At 72.8% G+C, this 20,498-nt stretch carries 27 protein-coding genes; 10 read left to right on the plus strand and 17 right to left on the minus strand.

All coding sequences use genetic code 11. The annotated features are described in order from the left end of the window. Positions 1 to 18: 18 nt before the first annotated feature. From ABD161_RS08595 to ABD161_RS08670, 16 genes are all read right to left on the minus strand, one after another. Entirely contained in the window at positions 19 to 444 is a 426-nt protein-coding gene (locus ABD161_RS08595) for a flagellar hook capping FlgD N-terminal domain-containing protein (protein ID WP_344001552.1), read from the minus strand. Between the two features lie 12 nt (positions 445 to 456). Continuing rightward, entirely contained in the window at positions 457 to 1,875 is a 1,419-nt protein-coding gene (locus ABD161_RS08600) for a flagellar hook-length control protein FliK (RefSeq protein ID WP_344001554.1), read from the minus strand. Then, a complete protein-coding gene (locus ABD161_RS08605; protein WP_344001556.1) occupies positions 1,872 to 2,585 on the minus strand; it encodes a C40 family peptidase in 714 nt (237 codons plus the stop codon). Before ABD161_RS08605 ends, ABD161_RS08600 begins: the two co-directional genes overlap by 4 nt. After that, the gene (locus ABD161_RS08610; protein ID WP_344001558.1) at positions 2,582 to 3,001 is read right to left on the minus strand and encodes a hypothetical protein; all 420 of its coding nucleotides are present in this window, start codon (positions 2,999 to 3,001) and stop codon (positions 2,582 to 2,584) included. The genes ABD161_RS08605 and ABD161_RS08610 overlap by 4 nt, the downstream gene beginning before the upstream one ends. Continuing rightward, on the minus strand, positions 2,998 to 4,290 hold the full coding sequence (locus ABD161_RS08615; RefSeq protein WP_344001560.1) for a FliI/YscN family ATPase: 1,293 nt from the start codon (positions 4,288 to 4,290) through the stop codon (positions 2,998 to 3,000). Before ABD161_RS08615 ends, ABD161_RS08610 begins: the two co-directional genes overlap by 4 nt. Next, the gene (locus ABD161_RS08620) at positions 4,287 to 4,919 is read right to left on the minus strand and encodes a FliH/SctL family protein (protein WP_344001562.1); all 633 of its coding nucleotides are present in this window, start codon (positions 4,917 to 4,919) and stop codon (positions 4,287 to 4,289) included. The genes ABD161_RS08615 and ABD161_RS08620 overlap by 4 nt, the downstream gene beginning before the upstream one ends. Next, complete coding sequence (fliG, locus tag ABD161_RS08625; RefSeq protein WP_344001564.1) at positions 4,909 to 5,913, minus strand: flagellar motor switch protein FliG; 1,005 nt, start codon at positions 5,911 to 5,913, stop codon at positions 4,909 to 4,911. Before fliG ends, ABD161_RS08620 begins: the two co-directional genes overlap by 11 nt. Next, complete coding sequence (gene fliF, locus ABD161_RS08630) at positions 5,910 to 7,535, minus strand: flagellar basal-body MS-ring/collar protein FliF (protein ID WP_344001566.1); 1,626 nt, start codon at positions 7,533 to 7,535, stop codon at positions 5,910 to 5,912. The genes fliG and fliF overlap by 4 nt, the downstream gene beginning before the upstream one ends. Next, a complete protein-coding gene (fliE, locus tag ABD161_RS08635; RefSeq protein ID WP_344001568.1) occupies positions 7,535 to 7,840 on the minus strand; it encodes a flagellar hook-basal body complex protein FliE in 306 nt (101 codons plus the stop codon). The genes fliF and fliE overlap by 1 nt, the downstream gene beginning before the upstream one ends. After that, the gene (locus ABD161_RS08640) at positions 7,840 to 8,232 is read right to left on the minus strand and encodes a flagellar basal body rod protein FlgC (protein ID WP_344001570.1); all 393 of its coding nucleotides are present in this window, start codon (positions 8,230 to 8,232) and stop codon (positions 7,840 to 7,842) included. The genes fliE and ABD161_RS08640 overlap by 1 nt, the downstream gene beginning before the upstream one ends. Then, entirely contained in the window at positions 8,229 to 8,573 is a 345-nt protein-coding gene (locus ABD161_RS08645) for a flagellar basal body rod protein FlgB (RefSeq protein ID WP_344001571.1), read from the minus strand. The genes ABD161_RS08640 and ABD161_RS08645 overlap by 4 nt, the downstream gene beginning before the upstream one ends. A 118-nt stretch (positions 8,574 to 8,691) precedes the next feature. Then, positions 8,692 to 8,973 (minus strand): hypothetical protein, encoded by a 282-nt coding sequence (locus tag ABD161_RS08650; RefSeq protein WP_344001572.1) that lies wholly within the window; start codon positions 8,971 to 8,973, stop codon positions 8,692 to 8,694. Beyond that, positions 8,966 to 9,421 carry a flagellar export chaperone FliS gene (fliS, locus tag ABD161_RS08655; protein ID WP_344001574.1) on the minus strand — a complete coding sequence of 152 codons (456 nt, stop codon included), beginning with the start codon at positions 9,419 to 9,421 and terminating at the stop codon, positions 8,966 to 8,968. The genes ABD161_RS08650 and fliS overlap by 8 nt, the downstream gene beginning before the upstream one ends. Further along, on the minus strand, positions 9,418 to 10,809 hold the full coding sequence (gene fliD / locus ABD161_RS08660; protein ID WP_344001576.1) for a flagellar filament capping protein FliD: 1,392 nt from the start codon (positions 10,807 to 10,809) through the stop codon (positions 9,418 to 9,420). The genes fliS and fliD overlap by 4 nt, the downstream gene beginning before the upstream one ends. A gap of 109 nt (positions 10,810 to 10,918) precedes the next feature. Further along, positions 10,919 to 11,827 (minus strand): flagellin N-terminal helical domain-containing protein, encoded by a 909-nt coding sequence (locus ABD161_RS08665; protein WP_344001578.1) that lies wholly within the window; start codon positions 11,825 to 11,827, stop codon positions 10,919 to 10,921. A gap of 144 nt (positions 11,828 to 11,971) precedes the next feature. Further along, positions 11,972 to 12,778 carry a sigma-70 family RNA polymerase sigma factor gene (locus ABD161_RS08670; protein ID WP_344001580.1) on the minus strand — a complete coding sequence of 269 codons (807 nt, stop codon included), beginning with the start codon at positions 12,776 to 12,778 and terminating at the stop codon, positions 11,972 to 11,974. Positions 12,779 to 13,074: 296 nt separating this feature from the next. On the opposite strand from ABD161_RS08670, the gene flgN reads away from it, so the two are divergent. The 7 genes from flgN to ABD161_RS08705 all read left to right on the plus strand — a co-directional run bounded on the left by flgN (position 13,075) and on the right by ABD161_RS08705 (position 18,674). After that, on the plus strand, positions 13,075 to 13,560 hold the full coding sequence (gene flgN / locus ABD161_RS08675; RefSeq protein WP_344001582.1) for a flagellar export chaperone FlgN: 486 nt from the start codon (positions 13,075 to 13,077) through the stop codon (positions 13,558 to 13,560). Positions 13,561 to 13,583: 23 nt separating this feature from the next. After that, positions 13,584 to 14,993: a flagellar hook-associated protein FlgK gene (gene flgK / locus ABD161_RS08680; protein WP_344001584.1), complete on the plus strand. Its 1,410-nt coding sequence runs from the start codon at positions 13,584 to 13,586 to the stop codon at positions 14,991 to 14,993. A gap of 28 nt (positions 14,994 to 15,021) precedes the next feature. Further along, a complete protein-coding gene (gene flgL, locus ABD161_RS08685; protein WP_344001586.1) occupies positions 15,022 to 15,918 on the plus strand; it encodes a flagellar hook-associated protein FlgL in 897 nt (298 codons plus the stop codon). Continuing rightward, a complete protein-coding gene (locus ABD161_RS08690; RefSeq protein ID WP_344001588.1) occupies positions 15,915 to 16,286 on the plus strand; it encodes a flagellar assembly protein FliW in 372 nt (123 codons plus the stop codon). Before flgL ends, ABD161_RS08690 begins: the two co-directional genes overlap by 4 nt. 140 nt (positions 16,287 to 16,426) lie before the next feature. Next, positions 16,427 to 16,840: an ATP-binding protein gene (locus ABD161_RS08695; protein WP_344001589.1), complete on the plus strand. Its 414-nt coding sequence runs from the start codon at positions 16,427 to 16,429 to the stop codon at positions 16,838 to 16,840. Positions 16,841 to 17,085: 245 nt separating this feature from the next. Continuing rightward, positions 17,086 to 17,394: a hypothetical protein gene (locus ABD161_RS08700; RefSeq protein WP_344001591.1), complete on the plus strand. Its 309-nt coding sequence runs from the start codon at positions 17,086 to 17,088 to the stop codon at positions 17,392 to 17,394. A 161-nt stretch (positions 17,395 to 17,555) separates the two neighbouring features. After that, positions 17,556 to 18,674 (plus strand): fatty acid desaturase family protein, encoded by a 1,119-nt coding sequence (locus ABD161_RS08705; RefSeq protein WP_344001897.1) that lies wholly within the window; start codon positions 17,556 to 17,558, stop codon positions 18,672 to 18,674. Between the two features lie 61 nt (positions 18,675 to 18,735). Here the strand turns inward: ABD161_RS08705 and ABD161_RS08710 are convergent, their stop codons facing one another. Then, the gene (locus tag ABD161_RS08710) at positions 18,736 to 18,954 is read right to left on the minus strand and encodes a KTSC domain-containing protein (protein ID WP_344001593.1); all 219 of its coding nucleotides are present in this window, start codon (positions 18,952 to 18,954) and stop codon (positions 18,736 to 18,738) included. Between the two features lie 203 nt (positions 18,955 to 19,157). On the opposite strand from ABD161_RS08710, the gene ABD161_RS08715 reads away from it, so the two are divergent. The 3 genes from ABD161_RS08715 (at position 19,158) to ABD161_RS08725 (ending at position 20,387) form a co-directional block, all read left to right on the plus strand. Beyond that, entirely contained in the window at positions 19,158 to 19,457 is a 300-nt protein-coding gene (locus ABD161_RS08715) for a nuclear transport factor 2 family protein (protein ID WP_344001595.1), read from the plus strand. Between the two features lie 34 nt (positions 19,458 to 19,491). Next, a complete protein-coding gene (locus ABD161_RS08720; protein WP_135112732.1) occupies positions 19,492 to 19,716 on the plus strand; it encodes a hypothetical protein in 225 nt (74 codons plus the stop codon). 89 nt (positions 19,717 to 19,805) lie between these two features. Then, complete coding sequence (locus tag ABD161_RS08725) at positions 19,806 to 20,387, plus strand: YdeI/OmpD-associated family protein (RefSeq protein ID WP_344001598.1); 582 nt, start codon at positions 19,806 to 19,808, stop codon at positions 20,385 to 20,387. Positions 20,388 to 20,498 lie beyond the last annotated feature (111 nt).

Genomic DNA, 20,498 nt, shown 5'->3' on the forward strand with positions numbered 1-20,498 from the left:
GGTGGTGGGGCCCGAGGATCAGGCGGTCGTGGGGGCGACGACGCCCGAGACGGCGTCGAGGGGGACGGACACGTCGCCGAACAGCACCTGCGGGGTGGCGCCGGCGAAGGACACGGAGGTGACGAGGCCGGTGTGCTCCTTGCCGTCGGCGTCGAGATACGACGCCTGACGGCCGACGAGGTCCGACGCGGTCTGCCGCATCGTGAGGGCGAACGTCTCGGTCGACGTCTCGGCCATCGCGGTGAGCTGCTCCATCATCGCGAGCTGGGTGGTCTGCGCGATCATCTCGTTCGTGTTCATCGGCGAGCTCGGATCCTGGTTCTTCAGCTGCGCGACGAGCAGCTGAAGGAAGACCTCCGAGTCGAGCGACTGCTTGCGCCCGGTGGGCGCGATCTCGCTCTGCGTGTAGAGACCGGTGGCGGCGACGGGGTCGACGGAGGGCATTGGATCCTCTCTTCAGGCGAGCAGGTCGAGCGACGCGGGCGCGCCCGGGTCGGGAAGCAGCGGGTCGGGATGAGCCGGTGCCGCGTCTCGGGGTGCCGGGTGCGAGCCGGATCCGGTCCCGCGCCCGGGATCGCGGCTCGGATCGCGCGGCGCGGCGCCGGAGTCGGGGCCCGCCTGGCCTGCGGAGTGGCCCTGCGGCGAGGAGCCGGATCCGGTGTCGCCCGTCGTGAGCGACAGGCTCGCGTGCGGGGCGGCGGCCGCGAGGTCGCGTCGCAGGTCGGTCAGGATGTGCCGGATCGCGTCGCGCCCGGTCTCCGTCGGCGCAGACAGCTCGATGCGCATCGTGTCGCCGGCGATGTACGCGCGCACGGTCACGGGGCCGAGGTCGTCGGGGGAGACCGCGACGGTGATCCGGTGGTCGCCGTCCGGCGCCTGCGCGAACGCGAGCACGGGGGCGGCGAGCTGCGGGGCCAACGGCCGTGGGGTCGGGGCCGCGGGAACGGGAGGGGCGGCGGCGGGCGCCGCGGCGATCCGCGGCGGAGCGTCGACGGGGGCGGCCTGTCCGGGCGCTGCAGCCTCCACCGGTGCGGCATCGGTCGCTGCGGGGGTGGGCAGGGCGTCGGGGCGCGGGGAGGGCTCGGCCTCGACAGGGGCCGCCGCAGCGACGGCGAGGGTCACGGGGCCGGAGGCGGGAGCCGTGGGATCGACGGGAGCCGCGGGAGCGTACGTCGCGGGCGCCGGCGCTGCGGCCACCGGCGACGCGGGCGCCGCGGGCGTGGCGGGGGCCGCAGGGGTTGCGGGCGTGGATGCCGTGGGGGCGACGGGGGCGGATGCCGCGGGAACGGATGCCGCGGGCGCGGACGGGGTCGGCGCTGCGGCGGGCGCGGGCGCCGCGACGGGCGTCGGCACCGGGGCCACGGCAGGCGCGGGCACCGAGGCCGACACGGGCGCCGCGGCCGGGGCCGTGCCGGACGGTGCGGCGACCGGCGATTCGGTGCGGATCGGCCCTTCCGCGGCGGTGGAGGGGCCGCTCGGCACCGCAAGTGGTGCGCCGCTGAGCGCGGTCGCGGCAGCATCGGCGTCGAGGGGCCCTTCCGGCGGGGCGTCGTGGCCGTTCGGCACCGACTCGGCCGGGGGCGCGGGCTCCGCGGGCGGCTCCGCGGGCGGCTCCGCGGGAAGGTGCAGGCCCGGGACGTGGGGGAGCGCAGGGGCGTCGGCGGGCGCGTCCACCGGCGGCTCCGCGAGCTCCGCGGGAGTCTGATCCCCCGAGGGTGCCGGCGCCGGCTCGGGCGCGGGCGCGTCCCCGCCGAGCGCGGCTGCCAGGGCGGCGGAGAATGCGGAGGCCGGATCGGCGGAGGCCGACGCCGCCGCGGATGCGGTCGCGGGTCGCGCGGCGGAGGGTGCCGGTGCGAGCAGGCCGATCAGCGTCACGACAGCAGCCCCTGCGGCAGCGCGGACGCCTGCGTGGCGAGCAGCCCCTGGGTGAGGCCCTGCGGCAGCCCGGACGTCTGCGCGGCGAACAGGCCCTGCATGGCCGAGAGCAGTTCGGCCGCGCCGTCGGTCTGCGCGACAGGCGCCACGGCGGGTGCCTCGGCGGGGACGACGCGGCGGATGGTCGAGATCTCTGCGTCGGACAGGTAGTTGTCGACGAGCTGGACGTCCTTGCCGGGGCGCGGGGCGTGGATGATCTTGCCGTCCCCGGCGTAGATGACGATGTGGCCCTCGCCCTGCGTGACGAGGAGATCGCCCGGCAGCGCCTCGGTGAGCGACGGCACCTCGGTGCCGATGTCGGCCTGGTCCTGCACAACGCGGGGCACGTCGATGCCGAGGTCGGCGAGCACACGCTGCACGAGACCCGAGCAGTCCATCCCCGACGCGTCCTCACCGCCGAAGACGTACGGCACGCCGAGGTACTGCTTCGCCTGCTCGACGACGTCCGTGCCCGTGACGGATCCGTCGGCGGCGGGGCTCGCGGCCTCGCGCAGCACGCGGGCGAAGTCGGTCGCGGTGGTCGCGGATGCGCCGGTCGACGCGGAGGTGGTGGCCGTCGCCGCCGTCGCCGCGGCGGTCAGCGGCGAGGCGAGGTACTGGATCATCGTCTGGATGGCGCCGATCCGGTCGGCGGCGGACGCGAGGCTCACGCGGCACCCCGCTTCCAGCGTCCGGTCGCGATCTCGTCGAGCGCCGCCTGCTCGGCCTGCAGCTCGCGGGCGCGTTCGCGCTGGAGGTGGGCGACCTCGAGCTTCTCGAGCCCGCGCGCCTGCCTCTTCGCATCCGAGTGCTCGCGCCGCGCCTCGCCCAGGGCGGCATCCTGCTCGCTGGCGAGCGCCGACAGCTCGCTCAGCTGCGCCCGGCTCGCGGCGCGCGACGCGGCGAGGGCCGCCATCGTGCGTACGTCCACCGCCTGCTCGCCGCCGTCGGCGAGGGCGGCGCGCGTGCGACGCTCCCGCGCCTCGGTCTGGCGGGCCGCGATCTGCGCGCGCGAAAGCCGCTCGGCGGCGGCGCGCTCCTGGATGCCGCGCAGGCGCAGCAGGCCGGCGAGGGGGAATCCGCTCATGACACATCTCCGAACGAGGTGACGATCTGGGCGAGCGCGCGCCACGCCTCGGGGGCGGGGCACGTCTCATCCAGCGACTGGGTGAGGAAGGAGGCGATCTGCCGCTCGTTGGCGACGGCGGCATCGACCTTGGGGTTCGCGCCGGGCTGGTACGCCCCGATGTCGATGAGGTCGTTCGCCGTGCGACGGGCGGCGAGCACGCTGCGCAGGGTCGTCGCCAGGCGCCGCTGCTCGGCGGTCGTGATCTTGCCGGCGACACGCGACACGGAGGACAGCACGTCGATCGCCGGGTGATGCCCCATGAGGGCGAGGGCGCGGTCGAGGACGATGTGCCCGTCGAGGATCGACCGGGCGGCGTCGGCGATCGGCTCGTTGTGGTCGTCGCCGTCGACGAGCACCGTGTACAGCCCGGTGACGGATCCGGTGGCTCCTGTCCCGGCGCGCTCGAGCAGTCGCGCGAGCACCGAGAACGTGGACGGCGGATAGCCGCGCGTCGCCGGCGGCTCGCCAGCCGACAGCCCGATCTCGCGCTGCGCCATCGCGACGCGGGTGAGGGAGTCCATCATCAGCACCACGTGCGCCCCGTCGTCGCGGAACGCCTCGGCGATCCTCGTCGCGGTGAACGCGGCACGCAGCCGGGTCATCGCCGGCTGATCGGACGTGGAGACGACGACGACCGATCGGGCGAGGCCCGCGGGGCCCAGGTCGTCCTCGAGGAACTCGCGCACCTCGCGCCCGCGCTCGCCGACGAGCGCGATGACGTTCACCTCGGCGTCGGTGCCGCGGGCGATCATCGACATGAGCGAGGACTTGCCGACGCCGGAACCGGCGAACAGGCCCATCCGCTGCCCACGCCCGACCGTCGCGAGCGCATCGATCGCGCGCACGCCCATCGACAGGGGCACGTCGATGCGCGCACGCCCCATCGCGGAGGGCGGTTCCGCATCGAGCGTCGCGCGCGGTGCGTCGAGCGGGCCGCGCCCGTCGATCGGCCGGCCGAGCCCGTCGAGCACGCGCCCGAGCAGCGCGCGGCCCGTGGGCACGCGCAGCGGGCCGCCGGTCGCGCGCGCGGGTGCTCCCGCGGTGAGGCCGACGACCGTGCCGAGCGGCATGCAGCGCAGGCCCTCGGGGGTGGTCGCGACGATCTCGGCCGCGACGCCGTCGCCGAGGATCACGACGTCGCCCACGGCACCCGTGAGCCCGCGCACCTCGGCCCCCAGCCCGCGCACCTCGGAGACCGTCCCGATCCGCTCGGGCCGCACCGCCTCCAGCACGGCGCCCCAGCTCATGACGCCCCCTCGAGGGCCGCGCGGGCGCGGTCGAGCGCGGCGCCGATGCGGGCGTCCACCGAGCCGTCGGCGATGTCGGCGACCGCATCGCCACGGGCGAGCCCGGCGTCGGGGGAGAGCACGAGCCCCTCGGGCGCCGCCCCGAGGGCCGTCACCGCGTCGAGGTCGGCGGGGTGAAGGCGCAGCCGGCGGATGTCCGCCGGATCGACGACGGCCAGGATGCGTGCCACCGCCGCGCGCGCCGAGTCGTCGACCGCCGCGAGCTCGCGCCCGATCACGGCCTCGGCGAGTTCGATCGCCAGGCTTTCCAGCGTGAGCTGGCTGGTCGCCGCCAGCCGGCGCTCGTGCTCGGCGAGGCTGCCGGCCGCCGCCTCGAGCGCGTCGACCGCGTGCGCGATCCGCTGCTGCGCGGCGACCCGCTCCTCCTCGCGGTCGCGGTCGATCTCCTCGCGCAGGAGCGCCGCAGCCTCCGCGGCCGCACGCATCCCCTCCGCATACCCGGCCGCGTAGCCGCGCACGCGGGCCGCCTCGAACTCGCGCTCGAGCTCGGCGCTGCGCCCCGCGATCCGGGGGAACACCGCCGCCGTGAACCGTGACGCCGCGCCGGCGCCCGGCCGCTCAGTAGACAATCTCGTCCTCGTCCGCGCGGTGCACCGTGATCTCGCCGGCGGCGGTCAGGGCGCGGATCGTGCGCACGATCTCGGATCGCGCCTCTTCGACCTGCGACATCCGGACGGGGCCCATCGTGCGCAGCTCGTCGTCGAGCACCTCGCGGTTGCGCTCGGAGACGTTCTTGCGGATGACGTCCGCGATCGCCTGGTTGACGCCCTTGAGGGAAAGCGCGAGCGTGCGGATGTCGACGCCGCGCAGCACGCGCTGCGCGTCGCGGTCCTCGAGCTTGACGATGTCGGCGAACGTCACCATCCGCGACCGGATGTCCTCCGCCAGGGCGGTGTCGCGGTCCTCGAGGCTGGCGAGCAGCGCCTTCTCGATCGTGGCGTCCGAGCGGTTGATGATCTCGACGAGCGGCTGCACGCCGCCGATCGCCTCGGCACCCTCGCGCATCGCGAACACGCCGGTCCGCGAACGCAGCGTCTCGGCGACCACGGCGATCGCCTCCTGGGTGGCGGTTCCCATGGTGGCGATGGCGTGGGCGACGTCGGTGCGCAGCGGGTCGGCGAGCGCCGCGAGCACCTCGGCCGCGTGGTTGGTGCGCAGGTGGGCGAGCACCAGCGCGATCGTCTGCGGCAGCTCGGCCTCGAGCAGGGTGGCGAGCTGGGCCGGGTCGGCGGCGTTGAGGAACTCCAGCGACGTGCCCGCCATCGACGAGTTCACGCGCGTGAGCACGCCCGCGGCGCGCTCCGAGCCGAAGGACGCCTCGAGCAGGCCCGCGGCGACGTCCCGGCCACCGCGCCCGGGGGCGATGCGCCCCGACGCGATGCGGTGGAACTGCCGCAGGGCCCGCGCCGTCGCCCCCGTGTCGAGGCGGCGCATCCGGATGATCTCGGCCGCGATGGCCTCGGCCTCGCTTTCGCTGAGGTGCTTCATGACCTCGACCGCCCGCGCGCGATCGAGGTTCATCATCACCACCGCCGCGGTCTGCGGCCCGCTCAGCGTCGTCATGCGTCGACCGTGTCGGCCATGAGGGTGCGCAGCACCTCGGCGGTCTTCTGTGGGTCGCGCCGCGCGAGCGCCTCGAGCTCGGTGCGCTGGCGCTCGAGCACGAGCTGATCCGGCTCGTCCTCCGGCTCGGGCTCCGGGTCGAGGTGCAACCTGGCGGTCGGCGCCGACTCGATGGGGGTGGGGACGGGGGCGGCGGCGACCGGCTCGGGGTCGGGCTGGCTCAGCAGCAGCGTCTCGGCGGTCAGCTCGAACGGCGCCGGCTCGGCGACCGGGGTGCGACGGCGACTGCGGATCGCGAAGACCACCACGGCCGCGATCAGCGGCACGGCGATCGCACCGGCGATCAGCATCGTGCGCATCAGCTCGTCCATCCGCTCGGCTTCCTCCGCCTGCTTCGCCTCGAGCAGCGCCTGCTGGGCGGCGTCGGCGCCGACGGTGCTGAACGCGACGAGCTCGACGGTGACCTGGTCGCCGCGCTGCGCGTCGAACCCGGCGGCCGTGGCGACGAGGTCCTCGAGCGTCGCGGCATCCATCCCGGCGGCGGCATCGGCGTCCACCGCGACCGACACCGTCTGCCGGGTGATCCCGCCGGCGGGGGTGGTGACCGTCTCCGTCTCGCGGTTGACGACGTTGTTGCGCGTCGTCTCGGTGGACTCGTAGCTGCCGCCGCCGTCGCCCTCGGGCACCGCGATGTTGTCGGGCCCGAGCACGCCGGTGCCGCCCGCGCCGCCGGTGTAGCTCTCGGTCTTCGTCTGCTCGGTGCTCGGCGGTGCGCCCTCGGGGTTCGTGTAGGTCTCGGAGGTGCGCTCGCTCGTCTCGTTCGACAGCTCGGCCGCGACGGTCACGGTCGCCTTGCCGGCGCCGACGACGCGGTCGAGCATCTGCTGGATGCTGCCGGCCACGCGCTGCTCGTACTCGCTGGCCTGCTGGCCCGTGCTGCCGCTCGTGCCGACGCCGACGGCCGACAGCGTCTGGCCCGCCTGGTCGATCACGGCGACGTTCTCGGCCTTCATGCCGGTGATCGCGGCGGAGGTGAGGTGGATGATCGCCTCGACCTGCTGGGGCGAGAGCGTCGTCCCGCCCTGCGTCTCGACGAAGACGGAGGCGGTCGGATCCACGGTCTCCGACACGAACACGCTCTCCTCGGGGATCGCGAGCTGCACCGAGGCGGCGCCGACCCCGTCGAGGGAGCTGATCGTGCGGGCGAGCTCGCCCTCGATCGCACGCTTGTAGGTGACCGACTGCTGGAACTCGCTCGTCGTCACGCCCATGTCGTCGAGCAGCGTGTAGCCGTCGGCGCTCTCGCTGGGAAGCCCGGCCGACGCGGCGACGAGGCGCTGGTCGTAGACCTGCTCCTGCGGCACCAGCACGGTCGCGCCGCCGTCCACGAGCTCGTAGGGGACGCCGGCGCCGCGCAGCTGCTCGACGACGGCGTTCGCGTCGGATGCCGTCAGCCCGGTGAACAGGGGAGCGAGCTGGGGGCGGGTGAGCCAGGTCCCGAGCGCGATCGCGCCCATCGCGAGCACCGCGACGCCGATGATGGCGATCGTCCGCTGCGCGAGCGTGAACCCGCGCACCGCGGCGCCCAGGCGCTGGAAGACCCCCGTGACCGCCTGCGGCATCAGGCCTGCATCCTCATGATCTCGGTGAACGCCTCGACGCCCTTGTTGCGCACGGCCGCGACGAGCTCGAGCGTCACGGAGGCGCGCGTGGAGGCGATCATCGCGGAGTGGATGTCGGTGAGGTCGCCGGTGACGGCCGCGACGGCGAGCTCGTTCGACGTCGACTGCAGCTGCTGCAGCTCGTCGACGGCGCCGGTGACCGCGGACGCGAACTGCGTCTGGTCGGCGGGACGCGTCGGCGCGGTGGGCGCGAGCGGCGCGATGCCGGTCGCGCCGCCGACCGGGAGGACGGGGGAGATGGGCATCAGCTGCGTCCGATCTGCAAGGCGGCCTCGTACGTGGTCTTGGCGCGGTCGACGACCGCGGCGCTCGCCTCATAGCCCCGCTGGGCGAGGATCAGCTGGCTCATCTGGTCGCCCAGGTCGATGTCCGGGTAGCGGACGTAGCCGTCGGCATCCGCGAGCGGGTGATCGGGCTGGTGCACGAGCCGGCCCTCGGCGTCGCCGAGCTCGACGCCGGCGACGAAGACGCCGGGAGAGTCGGAGCCGTTCTCGACGAGGACGTAGCGCTGCTGGAACGCGGCCCCGTCGGTCGCCGCGGCGGTGTTGACGTTGGCGATGTTGTCGCTGATGGCGTCGAGCCACTTGCGGTGCACGGTCAGGCCGGTGCCGGCGATGCCGATCGCGTCGAACGTCATGACGTCGTCCTCAGCGCCGTGCGGACGGACGAGAAGGATCCGCCGATCGCCTGCGTCGCGAACTGGTAGCGCAGCACGGTGTCGATGCTCGAGAGCGTCTCGGTGTCGAGGTTGACGTTGTTGCCGTTCAGGCGCGTGGGCTCGAGCGACTCGGCCGTCGTCGCGGCGACGCGTCCCGACCCCTCGTTCGCCGAGGCGGCGAGGGCCTCCTCGAACTGCACGCGCTTGGCGTGATAGCCGGGGGTGTTGACGTTCGCGATGTTGTCCGCGATCGCGCGCTGCCGCAGGGAGAGGCCGTCGAGCGCACTCGTGAGCGCGTTGATGGTGACTGAATCGAACACGAACCGTGGCTTCCCGATGGTCTGTGGTCCGGCCGATCCGTGGCCTTGGGTGGTGAGCGATCCGTGCTCACTGTGCTCTATCGGCACCCGCGCGGAGCGCGTTAGCCGAGAGGCCGAGTCAGCCGTCGAGGTCGAGGTAGGCGGGACGCTCGCCGATGTCGGCGGGGATCCGCCGCAGCGCCGCCAGGTGACCGAGGGTCTCGTCGCGCTCGCGCTCGAGTCGCTGGATGTGCTCGCGCTGCGCGGCGAGCACGCGGCGCGCGCGGGGGGCGAGCTCGGGGGGCAGCGGTGAGGCGGCCTCGCCCCAGACCCCGGGGGATGGCTCGCGCAGATCGGCCTCGAAGCGGTCGAGCAGCGCCGTCCATTCGGCGACGGCCGCCTCGGTGGATCGCTCAGGCACTGGCGTCCGTCGGGAACGCCGCGGCGGCACCCGGGGCGGCGAGCTGCTGCGCCGCCTCATGCCACGCGTCTCGCAGCGGGGCGACGAGATCGAGGCACTGGCGCGTGCGCTGCGGGTCGCGCCCCACGTTGGCGCCGACGAGCGTCGTCGTCACGAATGCGTACAGCGCTCGCAGGCCCGCGCTTCCCTCCCACGCGTCCGTGAGCGACGCGGTGAGCTCGGCGACGATCGCCTGGGCGTGCTGCAGCTGGGAGTTCGCCTCCTGCCAGTCGCCGGCGAGCTGGGCGGCCTCCCCGCGTTCGAGGTCGAGCACGAGCCGGTCGTACAGCATCGTGACGAGCCGCTCCGGCGGCGCCGACATGACGGCGTCGGCCTGGTACCGGACCTGAGCGGCGCGCAGCTGGGCCGCGCCAGGACGGGCGCTCTGCATCGGGAACGCGATGGTCATGACTGGCCTCCCTGGCTCGACATGGTCGGCAGCGAAGCCAGCTGCGACGTGAGGTACGACGACTGGCTCTGCATCTGCGAGAGCATCGTCTCGAGGCGCGCGTAGGTGCGCTCGAGCGTGGCGCGGCGCTGCTCGAGTCGGATGTCCCAGCGGTCGATCTGGTCCTCGAGCGAGCCGACCTCGCTCTGCTGGCCCGTGATCCGCGCCGTGAGCAGGCCGTCGTAGCGGTCGGAGTACTGCTCCGCCGTCGTCTCGACGCGCCCCGCCATCCCGGTGAAGACCTTCTCGACCGCGGCGGGGTCCTCCGCCATGGCGGCCGTGAACTTCTCGGCGTCGAACGTGAGCACGCCGTAGCGGTCGATCGAGATGCCGATGGAGGAGGGCGAGACGCCGTCCACCGGGTGCTGCACCGCATCGGCGAGGGCGTGCCGCAGTGCGCGCACGGTGCTGTCGCCGGTGAACACGCCGAGCGTGGTCTCCTCGCCCGCGCCGTCGGCGACGGTCGCCTTGCTGCCGTTGTCGATGCCCTTGAGGAGCGCGGCGATCTGCGCGACGAAGTCGCCGGCGGTCTTCGCACGCGCCTCGGCGTTGGCCGCGACGGTGACGGTCACCGGATCGGCCGATGCCTTCGACACGGTGACGTCGACACCCGGCAGCAGACCCGTGAACGTGTTGGTCGACGAGGTCACGACCTGCTCGGCCGCCGTGCCGGCCCACAGGCGCACCTGCGCGTCGGCGGCGGTGGTCACGGTCGCCGCGCCCGTCTCGGCCGCCAGGTCCGTCGCCGTGCCCGCGTCGACGGACGCCGCGTCGCCGCGGTACACAGTGAACGCGCCGGCGGCGCCCGTCTCGCCGGCCGTGAGCTGCAGACGGTACAGGGCGGCGCCGGAGGCGTCCGTGCCCGCGGCGACGGCGCTGGCCGAGACGCCGAAGCCGGCGCCCTCGATCGCGCGGGCGACATCGGCCATCGACGTCGAGGCCGCGGTGACCTCGACGCGCTCGCCCTGCGCGTTCACGAGCGTGAGCACGGGCGGCTCGTCAGGCCATGCGGTGTGCGCGGCGGTCACGACGGTCTGCGCGGTCGCGACGCGATCGACCACGATGTCGGTCGCGGTCGCCCTGGCGTCCGCGCCGCCCGTGACGCGCACGGCGTCGCTCGAACTGGTGGCGGTGAACGCGGCGAGCGCGCCGGGTGCGGCGGCCTTGCCGGCGGCGGTGAACAGGCTCTGCAGCGACGTGTTCAGGCTCTGCAGCTGCGTGATGACAACGCCCTTGTCGTCGATCTTGGCCTTGAGGAGCGTGCGGGGGATCGCCTGGACGTCCATGAGGGCGTCGATGATGGCGGTCGTGTCGAGGCCCGATGCCAGGCCGTCGAACGAGAGTCCCATGGTGGCCTTCCGGGTCGGATGGGGTCAGGAGGGGTGACGCCCGGGCGAGGAACTCGGAAGCCCCTCGCCCGGGCGGCGGCGGCCGATGCGGGGATCAGCCGTGCGCGGATCAGCGCAGGAGCTGCAGAACGCCCTGCGTCGACTGGTTCGCCTGCGCGAGCATGGCGGTGCCGGCCTGCGACAGGATGTTCGCGGCGGTGTACTTGACCATCTCGGCCGCCATGTCGGTGTCGCGGATACGGCTCTCGGCCGCAGCCAGGTTCTCCGACGAGACCTGCAGCGAGTTGATCGTCGACTCGAAGCGGTTCTGCGCGGCACCGAGGCCCGCGCGAGCCTCCGACACGTTGACAATCGCGGCGTCGATCAGCTCGATCGTCCCCTGAGCGCTGCCGGCGTCCTTCACGTCGAAGCCGACGGCGTTGGCGGCGACGCTGCCGGGCGTGAGGGCCACGAGCGAGTTGGTGCCGTCACCCAGAGCGGTCGCCAGGTTCAGCATGTTCACCGACACCGCCGAGGCGGCGTCGCCGTCCGCACCGACCTGGAAGGTCAGCGACTCCGGGCCGGCCGCAACCGGCGGGGTCGCGGTGGCGTTGCCGCCGGCCTGGAACAGGTTGATTCCGTTGAAGTTGGTCGACTCCGAGATGCGCGACAGTTCGGCGCCGAGCTGGTCGGCCTCCGCCTTGATCGCGTCGCGCGACTGAGCGTTGTTCGAGTCGTTGGCGCCCTGGACGGCCAGGTCGCGCATGCGCTGCAGGATGGAGTGGACCTCGGTCAGGGCGCCTTCCGCGGTCTGGATGACCGAGATGCCGTCCTGGGCGTTGCGGGCGGCCACGTTCAGGCCGTTGACCTGCGAGCGCAGGCCCTCGGAGATCGCGAGGCCGGCCGCGTCGTCGGCGGCGCGGTTGATGCGGAGACCGCTCGAGAGCTTCTCGAGCGACTTCGACAGGTCGTTCTGCGTCGACGACAGGTTGCGGTAGGCGTTGAGCGCCGACACGTTGGTGTTGATCTGCATACCCATGGTGATTCCTCCGTGAGTGGGTGGTGGTGCGGAACCCGTCCGTGGGCTCCGATAACAGCTATCGGCCGTCTCGCGCCCGACGTAAGCAGAGGGCCGGATCCGGCTGATCCGGATCCGGCCCTCTGCGCGAGCGGCGAGCGTGCGCTACAGCGCGGCGGCGCCCTTCAGGAAGACGTTGGCGAGCCGGCGGCCGCCGCTCACCGCGATGCGGGTGAAGTACGCCTCGCGCACGGCCTCGGACGAGCGCGCGGTCGGCAGCGCGACGAGCCCCGGCTGGTCGGCGAAGTAGCGGCCGAGCGCGTCGCGCAGCAGCCTCAGTCCTTCCGAGCGCTGCTGTGACACGGCCGAGTGCGAGACGCCGAGCTCCTCGGCGATCTCCTTGACCGGGCGCTCCTCGAAGTACACGGCGCGCACGATGAAGCGCATCCGGTCGGGAAGGGCCTCGAGCGCCCGATCGAGCACCTCGCGGCGCTCGGACAGCGCGGCGGCCTCATCCGGCAGCGGCAGATCGGAGGACACCCCGAGCACGATCGGATCATCGAGCGTCGTGACGGTCCGATCCGCGTCGACGAGCGACTCGGCGACCGCCGACACTTCGACGCCGAGCGTCGTGGCGATCTCGGCGTTGGTGGGCGTGCGGCCGAGCGCGGTGGCGAGGGTGTCGCGCACCGCCACGGTCTCCTTGATCCGGCGGCGGATGCCGCGGGAGGCCCAGTCCATCGAGCGCATCTCGTCGGCGAACGCGCCGAGGATCCTGCGGCGCGCGTAGGCGCCGAAGGGCACGCCGAGTGCCGGATCGAACGCGTCGGCCGCCGTCACGAGCGCGAGGGCGCCGGCCGCGGCGAGCTCCTCGCGGGGGATATGCGTCGCGCGTGCGCTCACCTCCGCGGCCAGGAAGCCGACCAGTGGCAGATTGTCCACGACGAGACGATTGCGCTCGGCACGCATCATGTTCTGTTGCCGCTCTCTAGGGGGGTGTCGGGCGGGGATTGCATCGGCCTCGTTGTGGGAGGCCTGCGGACGGGGGGATCCGCGGAGGGGCTCCTGGGAGGAAGCCCTTTCAGGACGATAGATCCACACTCAGGAATCTCACAAGCGAAACTCCCAAGTCTGGATGAACGGGTTCTGAACCTCCTATGGGGACCTCTTCCCGGCTACGGTCGTAACGGTAAGCGCGTCCGGGCCGATAGTGACCTTCAGCACGTTGCTGGGGCGTGTCATCGATGGGGGAGACGGGTCGGGGAATCATGGGAGCCAACGAGCTTTCTCTGCACCTCTGGCGTGAGCGGGAGCTGCTCGAGATGCTTCTGTTCAAGCTCGAGGAGCAGGAGCTGCTGCTTGCCGCGGGCGGGTCGCGGTGGATCCATCTCGCTTCGCGCGAGGTGGAGGCGGTCCTCGACCGCATGCGGCAGGCAGGTCTCGGCCGCGCCGTCGAGGTCGCGGCCGTCGCCGACGAGTGGGGCGCCCCCGAGTCGGCGACCCTGCAGGAGCTGATCGATCACGCGCCGACCGACGCCTGGCGTGAGGTCTTCACCGAGCACCTGCGCGCGATGACGGATCTCGCCGCGGAGATCTCCGGACGCCGCGACGCCAACGAGCGGCACCTGCGTGCCGCGGTGCGGGCAACGCAGGAGGCGATCGCGGCCCTCGGCGTGCCGACGGGCGAGTACGACGCCGACGGCTCCGTCGCCCGCGGCGACGCATCGCCGCGCCTGCTCGACACCGACCTCTGACCGCCGCATCCGAACGGAGATACATGTCCACCTTCAGCGGACTCAACACCGCCGCCTCGGGGCTCGCGGCCGCGCGCCGCGGCATCGAGGTGACCGGGCAGAACATCGCCAACCAGCTGTCCGCCGGATACACGCGCCAGCGGCTCGACACCTCGCCCGTGGGGAGCGTCGCCCAGGCGGGCCGCTTCAGCACCGGCGTCGTCCCGGGTCAGGGCGTCGCGGTGGAGGGGATCAGCCGACTCGGCGACGCGGTCCTCGACGCGCGGGTGCGCGATGCGCTCGGCGCGTCCGGGTTCTGGACGGTCCGCGCCGAGGCCGCCCGCTCGGCCGAGGCCGCCATGGCCGAGCCCACCGAGGCCGGGCTCGCGCACCTCATGTCGCAGTTCTGGGGAAGCTGGCAGCGGCTGTCGAACACACCCGACTCCGAGGCTGCGGCCGCCGTCGTCCTCAACGGCGCCGGTGAGCTCGCCTCCCGGGTCGCGGCCGGCTATACGGCCGCGAGCACCCAGTGGAGCGCGATGCGCGAGGGCGTCGATCGCAGCGTCGCCGACATCAACACGATCGCCGACCAGGTCGCGGGGCTCAACCGCGAGATCCGGGATGCGGTGAACTCGGGCCGTTCGGCGAACGAGCTGATGGATCGTCGCGGCGTGCTCGTCGAGAGGCTCTCGCGCATGGCGGGCGCGCAGGCGACCATCGAGCCCGACAGCACGATGACGGTGCGGATCGACGGAAACGCCCTCGTCTCGGGTGCCGACGCCCGTCACCTTGTCGTGAACGGACCGAACGGGATCGCGGAAGGCGAGGCGGTCACGCTGGCGTGGGCGCACCGCCCGGACGTCGAGCTGACGATCGTCGGCGGCGAGGTCGGCGGCGCGCTGTCCGTGCTCGCCCCGGCATCCGAGGGCGGCACGCTGGCCGGGGTCGCCGAGGCGTACAACCGCGTCGCGACCGAGCTCGTCACTCTCGTGAACGCGCAGCATCGCGCCGGCCTGACGACCGGCGGACAGCCCGGCGGCGACTTCTTCGCGCTCGAGGGCGCGGGCCCCGCGGCCCTGTCGCTGCGCGTGGTGCCGACGCGCGGAGCCGAGCTGGCCATCGCCGCGCCGGGCGCGGGGGCGTACGACGGATCCAACGCCGACGCGATCTCGCAGATCGGCACGGGCTCCGGCTCGCCCGATGCCATCTGGGCCGACGCGGTGACGTCCTTCGGCGTCGCCACCGCCGGCGACGCCCAGCGCGCCAGCGTCGCCGAGGTCGCGGCGGTGACCTCGGTCGCCACCCAGCAGTCGGTGGCCGCCGTCGACGGCGACGAGGAGACCATCGCCCTCCTCACCTACCAGACCGCCTATCAGGCCGCCGCGCGCGTCCTCACGGCCGTCGACGAAGCTCTCGACGTGCTCATCAACCGCACCGGCCTGGTCGGCCGCTGAGCCACCGGCCTCACGAACAAGGAGCAGGATGATCTCCCGCGTGACCGCGCAGACGATGACCCAGGCGTCGCTGCGCCACCTCCAGACCAACCTCAGCGAGCTGGCGCGACTGCAGCAGCAGGCGACGTCGCAGCGCGCCTTCCTGGCGCCCTCCGACGACCCCTCGGCGGCCGCCACGACGCTGAGCCTGCATGCCGAGCAGTCGCGCAACAACCAGTACGCGCGCAACATCGACGACGGGCTCGCGTGGGTCACGGCCGCCGACTCCGCCATCTCGTCGAGCGTGGCGCTGCTGCGCCGCGCGCGGGATCTCACGCTCCAGGGGGCGAACGACGGCGCGCTGGATGCCACCGCGAAGGAGGCGATCGCCGTCGAGCTCGAGGGCATCCGCGAGGAGCTGCTCGCCAACGCGAACACGTCGATCCTCGGGCGCTCGGTGTTCGCCGGCACCTCCGACGCGGGAGCGGCCTTCACCGCCGACGGCACGGGCGGCTACGCCTTCACGGGCGAGCCCGGATCCTCGGTGCAGCGGCGCCTGTCCGACGGGGTCACGGTGCGCGTGGATGCCGACGGCGCAGAGGTCTTCGGCACCGGCCCCGACTCGGTGTTCGCCCTCATCGACGACATCGTCGCCGACCTGCGCTCGGGCCAGAACGTCGCCGCGCATGTGGGCCGGATCGACGAGCGGTCGACAAGTATGCTCAGTTCCCAGGGCGCCGTCGGCGCCCGCCAGTCGCAGATCGAGCGAGCGAAGGGGATCGCCGTGGACACGTCCGTCTCCCTCGAGACCCGCCGTGCCGCGGTCGAGGACGTCGACTCGGTCGAGGTGCTCGTGCAGCTGCAGGCGCAGGAGCTCGTGTACCGCTCGGCGCTGCAGGTCACCGGGCGCGTGCTGCAGCCGACGCTGATGGACTTCCTCTCGTGAGTGCCGCCGTCGCGTTCCTGTCCCCGCCCCCGGGCCTCGCGCCCCACACCGACTTCGACCTCGCGCCGATCGAGGGTGCCGAGGGGCTGTTCGCGCTCAGCGCGCGCGACGACGCCGAGCTGCGGCTGTTCCTCGTCGACCCCAGCACGGTCGTCGCCGGCTACACGCCCGTGCTCACCGATCAGCAGGCCGCCGACCTCGCGCTCGAGCGGCCGGACGACGCGCTGCTGCTCGTCGTCGCGAACCCGGGGGCCGATGGCGTCCACGTCAACCTGCTCGCGCCCGTCGTCATCAACACGGCCACGGGGACGGCGGCTCAGTTGATCCTCGACGGCCAGGATCACCCCGTCCGCGCGCCGCTCGGCTGACATCCCGTCTGCGCGCGGGAGGTCCTGGGATCGAGCCGGAGGCGCGGCTAGGGTGGCCATCGTGGGCACACTTGTCGAGGTCATGCGTTCCGCCGTCGACCGCACCCGCTTCCCGCACGACACGGGTGAGGCTGGCGCGCATGGCTGGTGACTACTCGCTCGACGGTTTCGCCGTGCCGGCCGAGCTCCATCGCCTCCACACGCTCCTCGAGAGGGTGGGCGCCGAGCATCCCGAGCTCGATCCGATGGATCTCATGCTCTTCGAGACCGCGGTGATCGAGATCGCGAACAACGTCGTGGAACACGGCGTGCCGAGCGGTGAGGTGCGCTGGCTTTTCGAGGTGCGCGTCACCGACGAGGCGATCGTCGCCGATCTGCACGACTCTGGCCAGGAGTTCTCGCCCACGTTCGGCGAGCAGATGCCCGGTGAGGACGCGGAGGGCGGCCGCGGGCTGCCGCTCGCCGAGGCAGTGCTCGACGAGCTCGAGGTCAATCGCACGGACGAGGGCAACCACTGGCGCATGGTCCGCCGCCGGGGGCACTCCGCTCCCTGAGCGGGCGCGCAGGCCGCGCCCAGCCTCGTGGGCTAGGCTTGATCGACGCGGCAGCCAGCTTCGGCCATTCCCGCCCGACATCTCACGGGCGCCGCGTCACCCGGATCCACCGCTTCACTGCGGAACCGCCCGCCGTCTTCGGCGAAGGGCGTGATCCTCCCGCCGAGCGATATGCGCTCGCGCGCTCCCTGACCTTCTCCGCGATCCGCCAGTGACGGCGAGATCGCCCGTGATGAAACGACCTGATGTCTTCCGTACTGCCCCTTGCCCCGTCCGCCCCTGCTCGCGCCGTCGCCGCGCCGGCCCTGCTCTGGAAGCAGGCCGACGAGGACGTGTACGTCGCGACCGTCGATGACGAGTTCGCCGGCTACATCGCCGTGACCGACAGCGGCTACGCCCTGCACAGCGCCCATGCCGAGCCGCTGGGCGTCTACCGCTCGCGCCGGGACGCCCAGGATGCGCTGCACGCGCACCTCGCTCCGGCCGCGGCGTCGCGCCCGCGCACCACCGCCGCGGGGCGACGCCGTCGCTCCCGCGCGCGGACGCATGCCTGAACGGTGAACGCATGCTGGCGGCGGCCTGGACATCGATGATGCATCGGCCGAGTATTCCCGCGTCCGCATGGCACCACCTGTAGCGTGGGCCTCAAGCGATCGGCGATCTGCCTTTGGCTCCGAGGTCTGTGACGGCCGAACCGATCGACAGGGGTTGACCCATCTCCACGACCACGCTCACGTCCGCACCCCCGGCTCGGCTCGGTCCGATCCGCCAGACGTACTCCGGCGCCGGTGATTTCCCGCCGCTCGCGAAGGCCTACACCCAGGTGTCGCAGGTGGTGAAGGAGACCGGGCTGCTGCGTCGCGCCGGCTGGTTCTACGCCCTCGTCGGTGCCGCTCTCGCCGTCTGCTTCGGCGGCGTCATCACCGGGTTCATCCTGCTCGGAGACAGCTGGTTCCAGCTGCTCATGGCCGCCGCGCTCGGCATCCTGTTCACGCAGGTCGCCTTCCTTGCCCACGAGGCAGCGCACCGCCAGATCCTCTCCAGTGGTCCTGCGAACCTGCGCCTCGCGCGGATCCTCGCGGCCGGTGTCGTCGGGATCAGCCTGTCCTGGTGGGACGCGAAGCACACGCGCCACCACGGCAACCCCAACCGCGTCGGCAAGGATCCGGACATCGAGTTCGACACGGTCTCGTTCCTCGAGGTCGATGCCGCCAAGACGCGCGGCCCGCTGCGCTGGATCACGCGCCGGCAGGGCTGGCTGTTCTTCCCGCTGCTCACGCTCGAGGGACTGAACCTGCATGTGCTGGGGCTCAAGCACCTGTTCGCCCGCGGACCGGTCAAGGGCCGCTGGCTGGAGCTCGGACTCATCGCGGTGCGCCTCGCGGCCGTGATCGTGCCGGTCTTCCTCCTCCTTCCGCTGGGCATGGCCTTCGCCTTCATCGGCGTGCAGCTCGCGGTCTTCGGCGTCTACATGGGAGCGTCGTTCGCGCCGAACCACAAGGGGATGCCGATCATCGCACCCGACGCGAAGCTCGACTTCTTCTCGAAGCAGGTGCGCACCTCGCGCAACGTCTCCGGCGGCTGGTGGGCGACGTGGCTCATGGGCGGCCTGAACTACCAGGTGGAGCACCACCTCTTCCCGAACATGCCTCGCCCGCATCTGGCGAAGGCGCGCGAGATCGTACGCGACTACTGCATCTCGCACGACGTGCCGTACACCGAGACCACGCTGCTGCGCTCGTACGGCATCGTGATCGAGTACCTCAACCGTGTCGGTCTCGCCGCGCGCGATCCGTTCGACTGCCCGGCCTCGGGGCAGTTCGGCCGCGCCTGACAGACGCCGCAGAGCGGCCCTCGTCATCCTCCGGATGGCGGGGGCCGCTTTCTCGTGCGCGTCAGCCGAGCCCGACGTGCTCGACCGGATAGACGTCGCGCACCCGCTGGCTGAAGAACGCGCCGGGGCTGTCCGCACCGAGGAGGCCCCGGTGCACGGAAGGCGGAACGGCGTAGTAGCGGTACAGCTCGCCGGTGGTGAACAGCACGTCCATCGCGGAGAGCTCGGGGTCGTAACCCACTTCCGCGATCACGCTCGACTCGACCGTCACCCGCTTCATCCCGGCCCCCTCCCGCCGATCGGATCATGCCGGCTCGAGCGCAGCACGCATCCGAATCAGGTCATGCTCGGTCCACCGTAGGCGCCAGGAGCGGCTGCGGCGCAACCCCCTGGCCGGTCGGCGCGGTGCGCCCTACGGTCGGGACGACGACGCGCGAAGGAGGACGGATGAGGTCGACGACCGAGGTGCTGCACGCTCATCTGATGAAGCGACTTCAGGGCGACGTCGAGGGGGATCTCTCGAACTACTCGCAGGATGTCGTGATGCTCACCGGGTCAGGGGAGTTCCGGGGGCACGAGGGCGTGATGCAGTGCGCCGGTGAGCTGGATCGGATCGTGGGCGACGCCGAGTTCGCGTACGACACGACGATGGTCTCGGGCGAGTACGGCTTCCTGCAGTGGTCGGCGAGCAGCGGTGACGCCGCCGTCTGCGACGGCGCCGACAGCTTCGTCGTCCGCGACGGCCTCATCGTCATGCAGACGGTGCACTACACCCCGCGGTGAGCGGTGCCGCCGGCTCAGCCGCGACGGCGAGGGGATGCCTCGCTTCGGCTGGGACCACGCGACCGACTGGTACAAGCGCGTGATCCAGGACGTGTGGGGCTTCGACCTGGAGGTCATCGAGGCCGAGCTGACGCTCGCGGAGGGAAACCCCGCGATGGCGGACCTCGTCGAGCTCGCGCACAAGAACCTCGCCGACGCCCACGCCGCGGCCGAGGCGCACGGCAGGACGCTCGCCGAGAAGCTGTCCGTCGCCGCCTGATCCCTTCGTCGGTGCCGCTCGGCCCGGGAGGCCGGGCGGCACCGGTCGGGCCGGATGGTGATGTCGGCGGCCCTGCCTACGATGTGCGTGTGAGCGCAGAGCCGGAGCAGCTTGTCGTCGAGGACGCCGCGGCCTGGCGCGCGTGGCTCGACCTGCACGAGGGCGACTCCGACGGCATCTGGCTGATGCTCGCCAAGAAGGGGACGACATCTCCCACGTCGCTCACCTACGCCCAGGCGCTCGACGAGGCGCTCTGTAGCGGATGGATCGACGGGCGTCGGCAGAGCATCGACCAGGCGGTGTTCCGTCAGCACTTCACGCCGCGGCGGAAGACCTCCATCTGGTCCGAGCGGAACGTCGGCATCGTCGAGCGGCTGATCTCCGAAGGTCGGATGAGGCCGCGCGGGCAGGCCGAGATCGACAGGGCCAAGGCCGACGGGCGCTGGGATCGCGCGTATGGGCCGCAGGCGTTCGCGCAGGTGCCGGATGACCTCGCCGCCGCGTTGGCCGCGGCCCCGGCGGTCGCCGAGCGGTTCGCGGGGCTGAACGCCCAGAACCGGTACGCGGTGCTCCACCGGGTGCACACCGCGCCGAGCGCGACGAGCCGCGCGAACCGCATCGAGAAGCTCGTGGCCATGCTCGCGCGCGGCGAGACGCCGTACCCGCAGTGAGCCGCCCGGCGGTCGCGCCCGCCGCCGGTACGCTGGGTCCGCAGCGTCGCGTGCCCGCGCGATGACGTCCGGTGGCCGGTCTCCGGCCCCGCCCCGATCCGCGAGGAGCGC

Origin of the sequence: Microbacterium paludicola (genome assembly GCF_039529675.1) — a bacterium.
GTDB classification, from domain to species: Bacteria; Actinomycetota; Actinomycetes; order Actinomycetales; family Microbacteriaceae; genus Microbacterium; species Microbacterium paludicola.

Coding starts and splice junctions, on each gene's coding strand:
- ABD161_RS08715 (WP_344001595.1), top strand. CDS start 19,158: ATGAAGCGACTTCAGGGCGACGTCGAGGGGGATCTCTCGAACTACTCG.
- ABD161_RS08720 (WP_135112732.1), top strand. CDS start 19,492: ATGCCTCGCTTCGGCTGGGACCACGCGACCGACTGGTACAAGCGCGTG.
- ABD161_RS08615 (WP_344001560.1), bottom strand. CDS start 4,290: ATGAGCTGGGGCGCCGTGCTGGAGGCGGTGCGGCCCGAGCGGATCGGG.
- fliE (WP_344001568.1), bottom strand. CDS start 7,840: ATGCCCATCTCCCCCGTCCTCCCGGTCGGCGGCGCGACCGGCATCGCG.
- ABD161_RS08595 (WP_344001552.1), bottom strand. CDS start 444: ATGCCCTCCGTCGACCCCGTCGCCGCCACCGGTCTCTACACGCAGAGC.
- flgN (WP_344001582.1), top strand. CDS start 13,075: ATGGGAGCCAACGAGCTTTCTCTGCACCTCTGGCGTGAGCGGGAGCTG.
- fliD (WP_344001576.1), bottom strand. CDS start 10,809: ATGGGACTCTCGTTCGACGGCCTGGCATCGGGCCTCGACACGACCGCC.
- ABD161_RS08640 (WP_344001570.1), bottom strand. CDS start 8,232: ATGACGTTCGACGCGATCGGCATCGCCGGCACCGGCCTGACCGTGCAC.
- flgL (WP_344001586.1), top strand. CDS start 15,022: ATGATCTCCCGCGTGACCGCGCAGACGATGACCCAGGCGTCGCTGCGC.
- fliF (WP_344001566.1), bottom strand. CDS start 7,535: ATGCCGCAGGCGGTCACGGGGGTCTTCCAGCGCCTGGGCGCCGCGGTG.
- fliG (WP_344001564.1), bottom strand. CDS start 5,913: ATGACGACGCTGAGCGGGCCGCAGACCGCGGCGGTGGTGATGATGAAC.
- ABD161_RS08695 (WP_344001589.1), top strand. CDS start 16,427: ATGGCTGGTGACTACTCGCTCGACGGTTTCGCCGTGCCGGCCGAGCTC.
- ABD161_RS08665 (WP_344001578.1), bottom strand. CDS start 11,827: ATGGGTATGCAGATCAACACCAACGTGTCGGCGCTCAACGCCTACCGC.
- flgK (WP_344001584.1), top strand. CDS start 13,584: ATGTCCACCTTCAGCGGACTCAACACCGCCGCCTCGGGGCTCGCGGCC.
- ABD161_RS08710 (WP_344001593.1), bottom strand. CDS start 18,954: ATGAAGCGGGTGACGGTCGAGTCGAGCGTGATCGCGGAAGTGGGTTAC.
- fliS (WP_344001574.1), bottom strand. CDS start 9,421: ATGACCATCGCGTTCCCGATGCAGAGCGCCCGTCCTGGCGCGGCCCAG.
- ABD161_RS08700 (WP_344001591.1), top strand. CDS start 17,086: ATGTCTTCCGTACTGCCCCTTGCCCCGTCCGCCCCTGCTCGCGCCGTC.
- ABD161_RS08670 (WP_344001580.1), bottom strand. CDS start 12,778: ATGATGCGTGCCGAGCGCAATCGTCTCGTCGTGGACAATCTGCCACTG.
- ABD161_RS08610 (WP_344001558.1), bottom strand. CDS start 3,001: ATGAGCGGATTCCCCCTCGCCGGCCTGCTGCGCCTGCGCGGCATCCAG.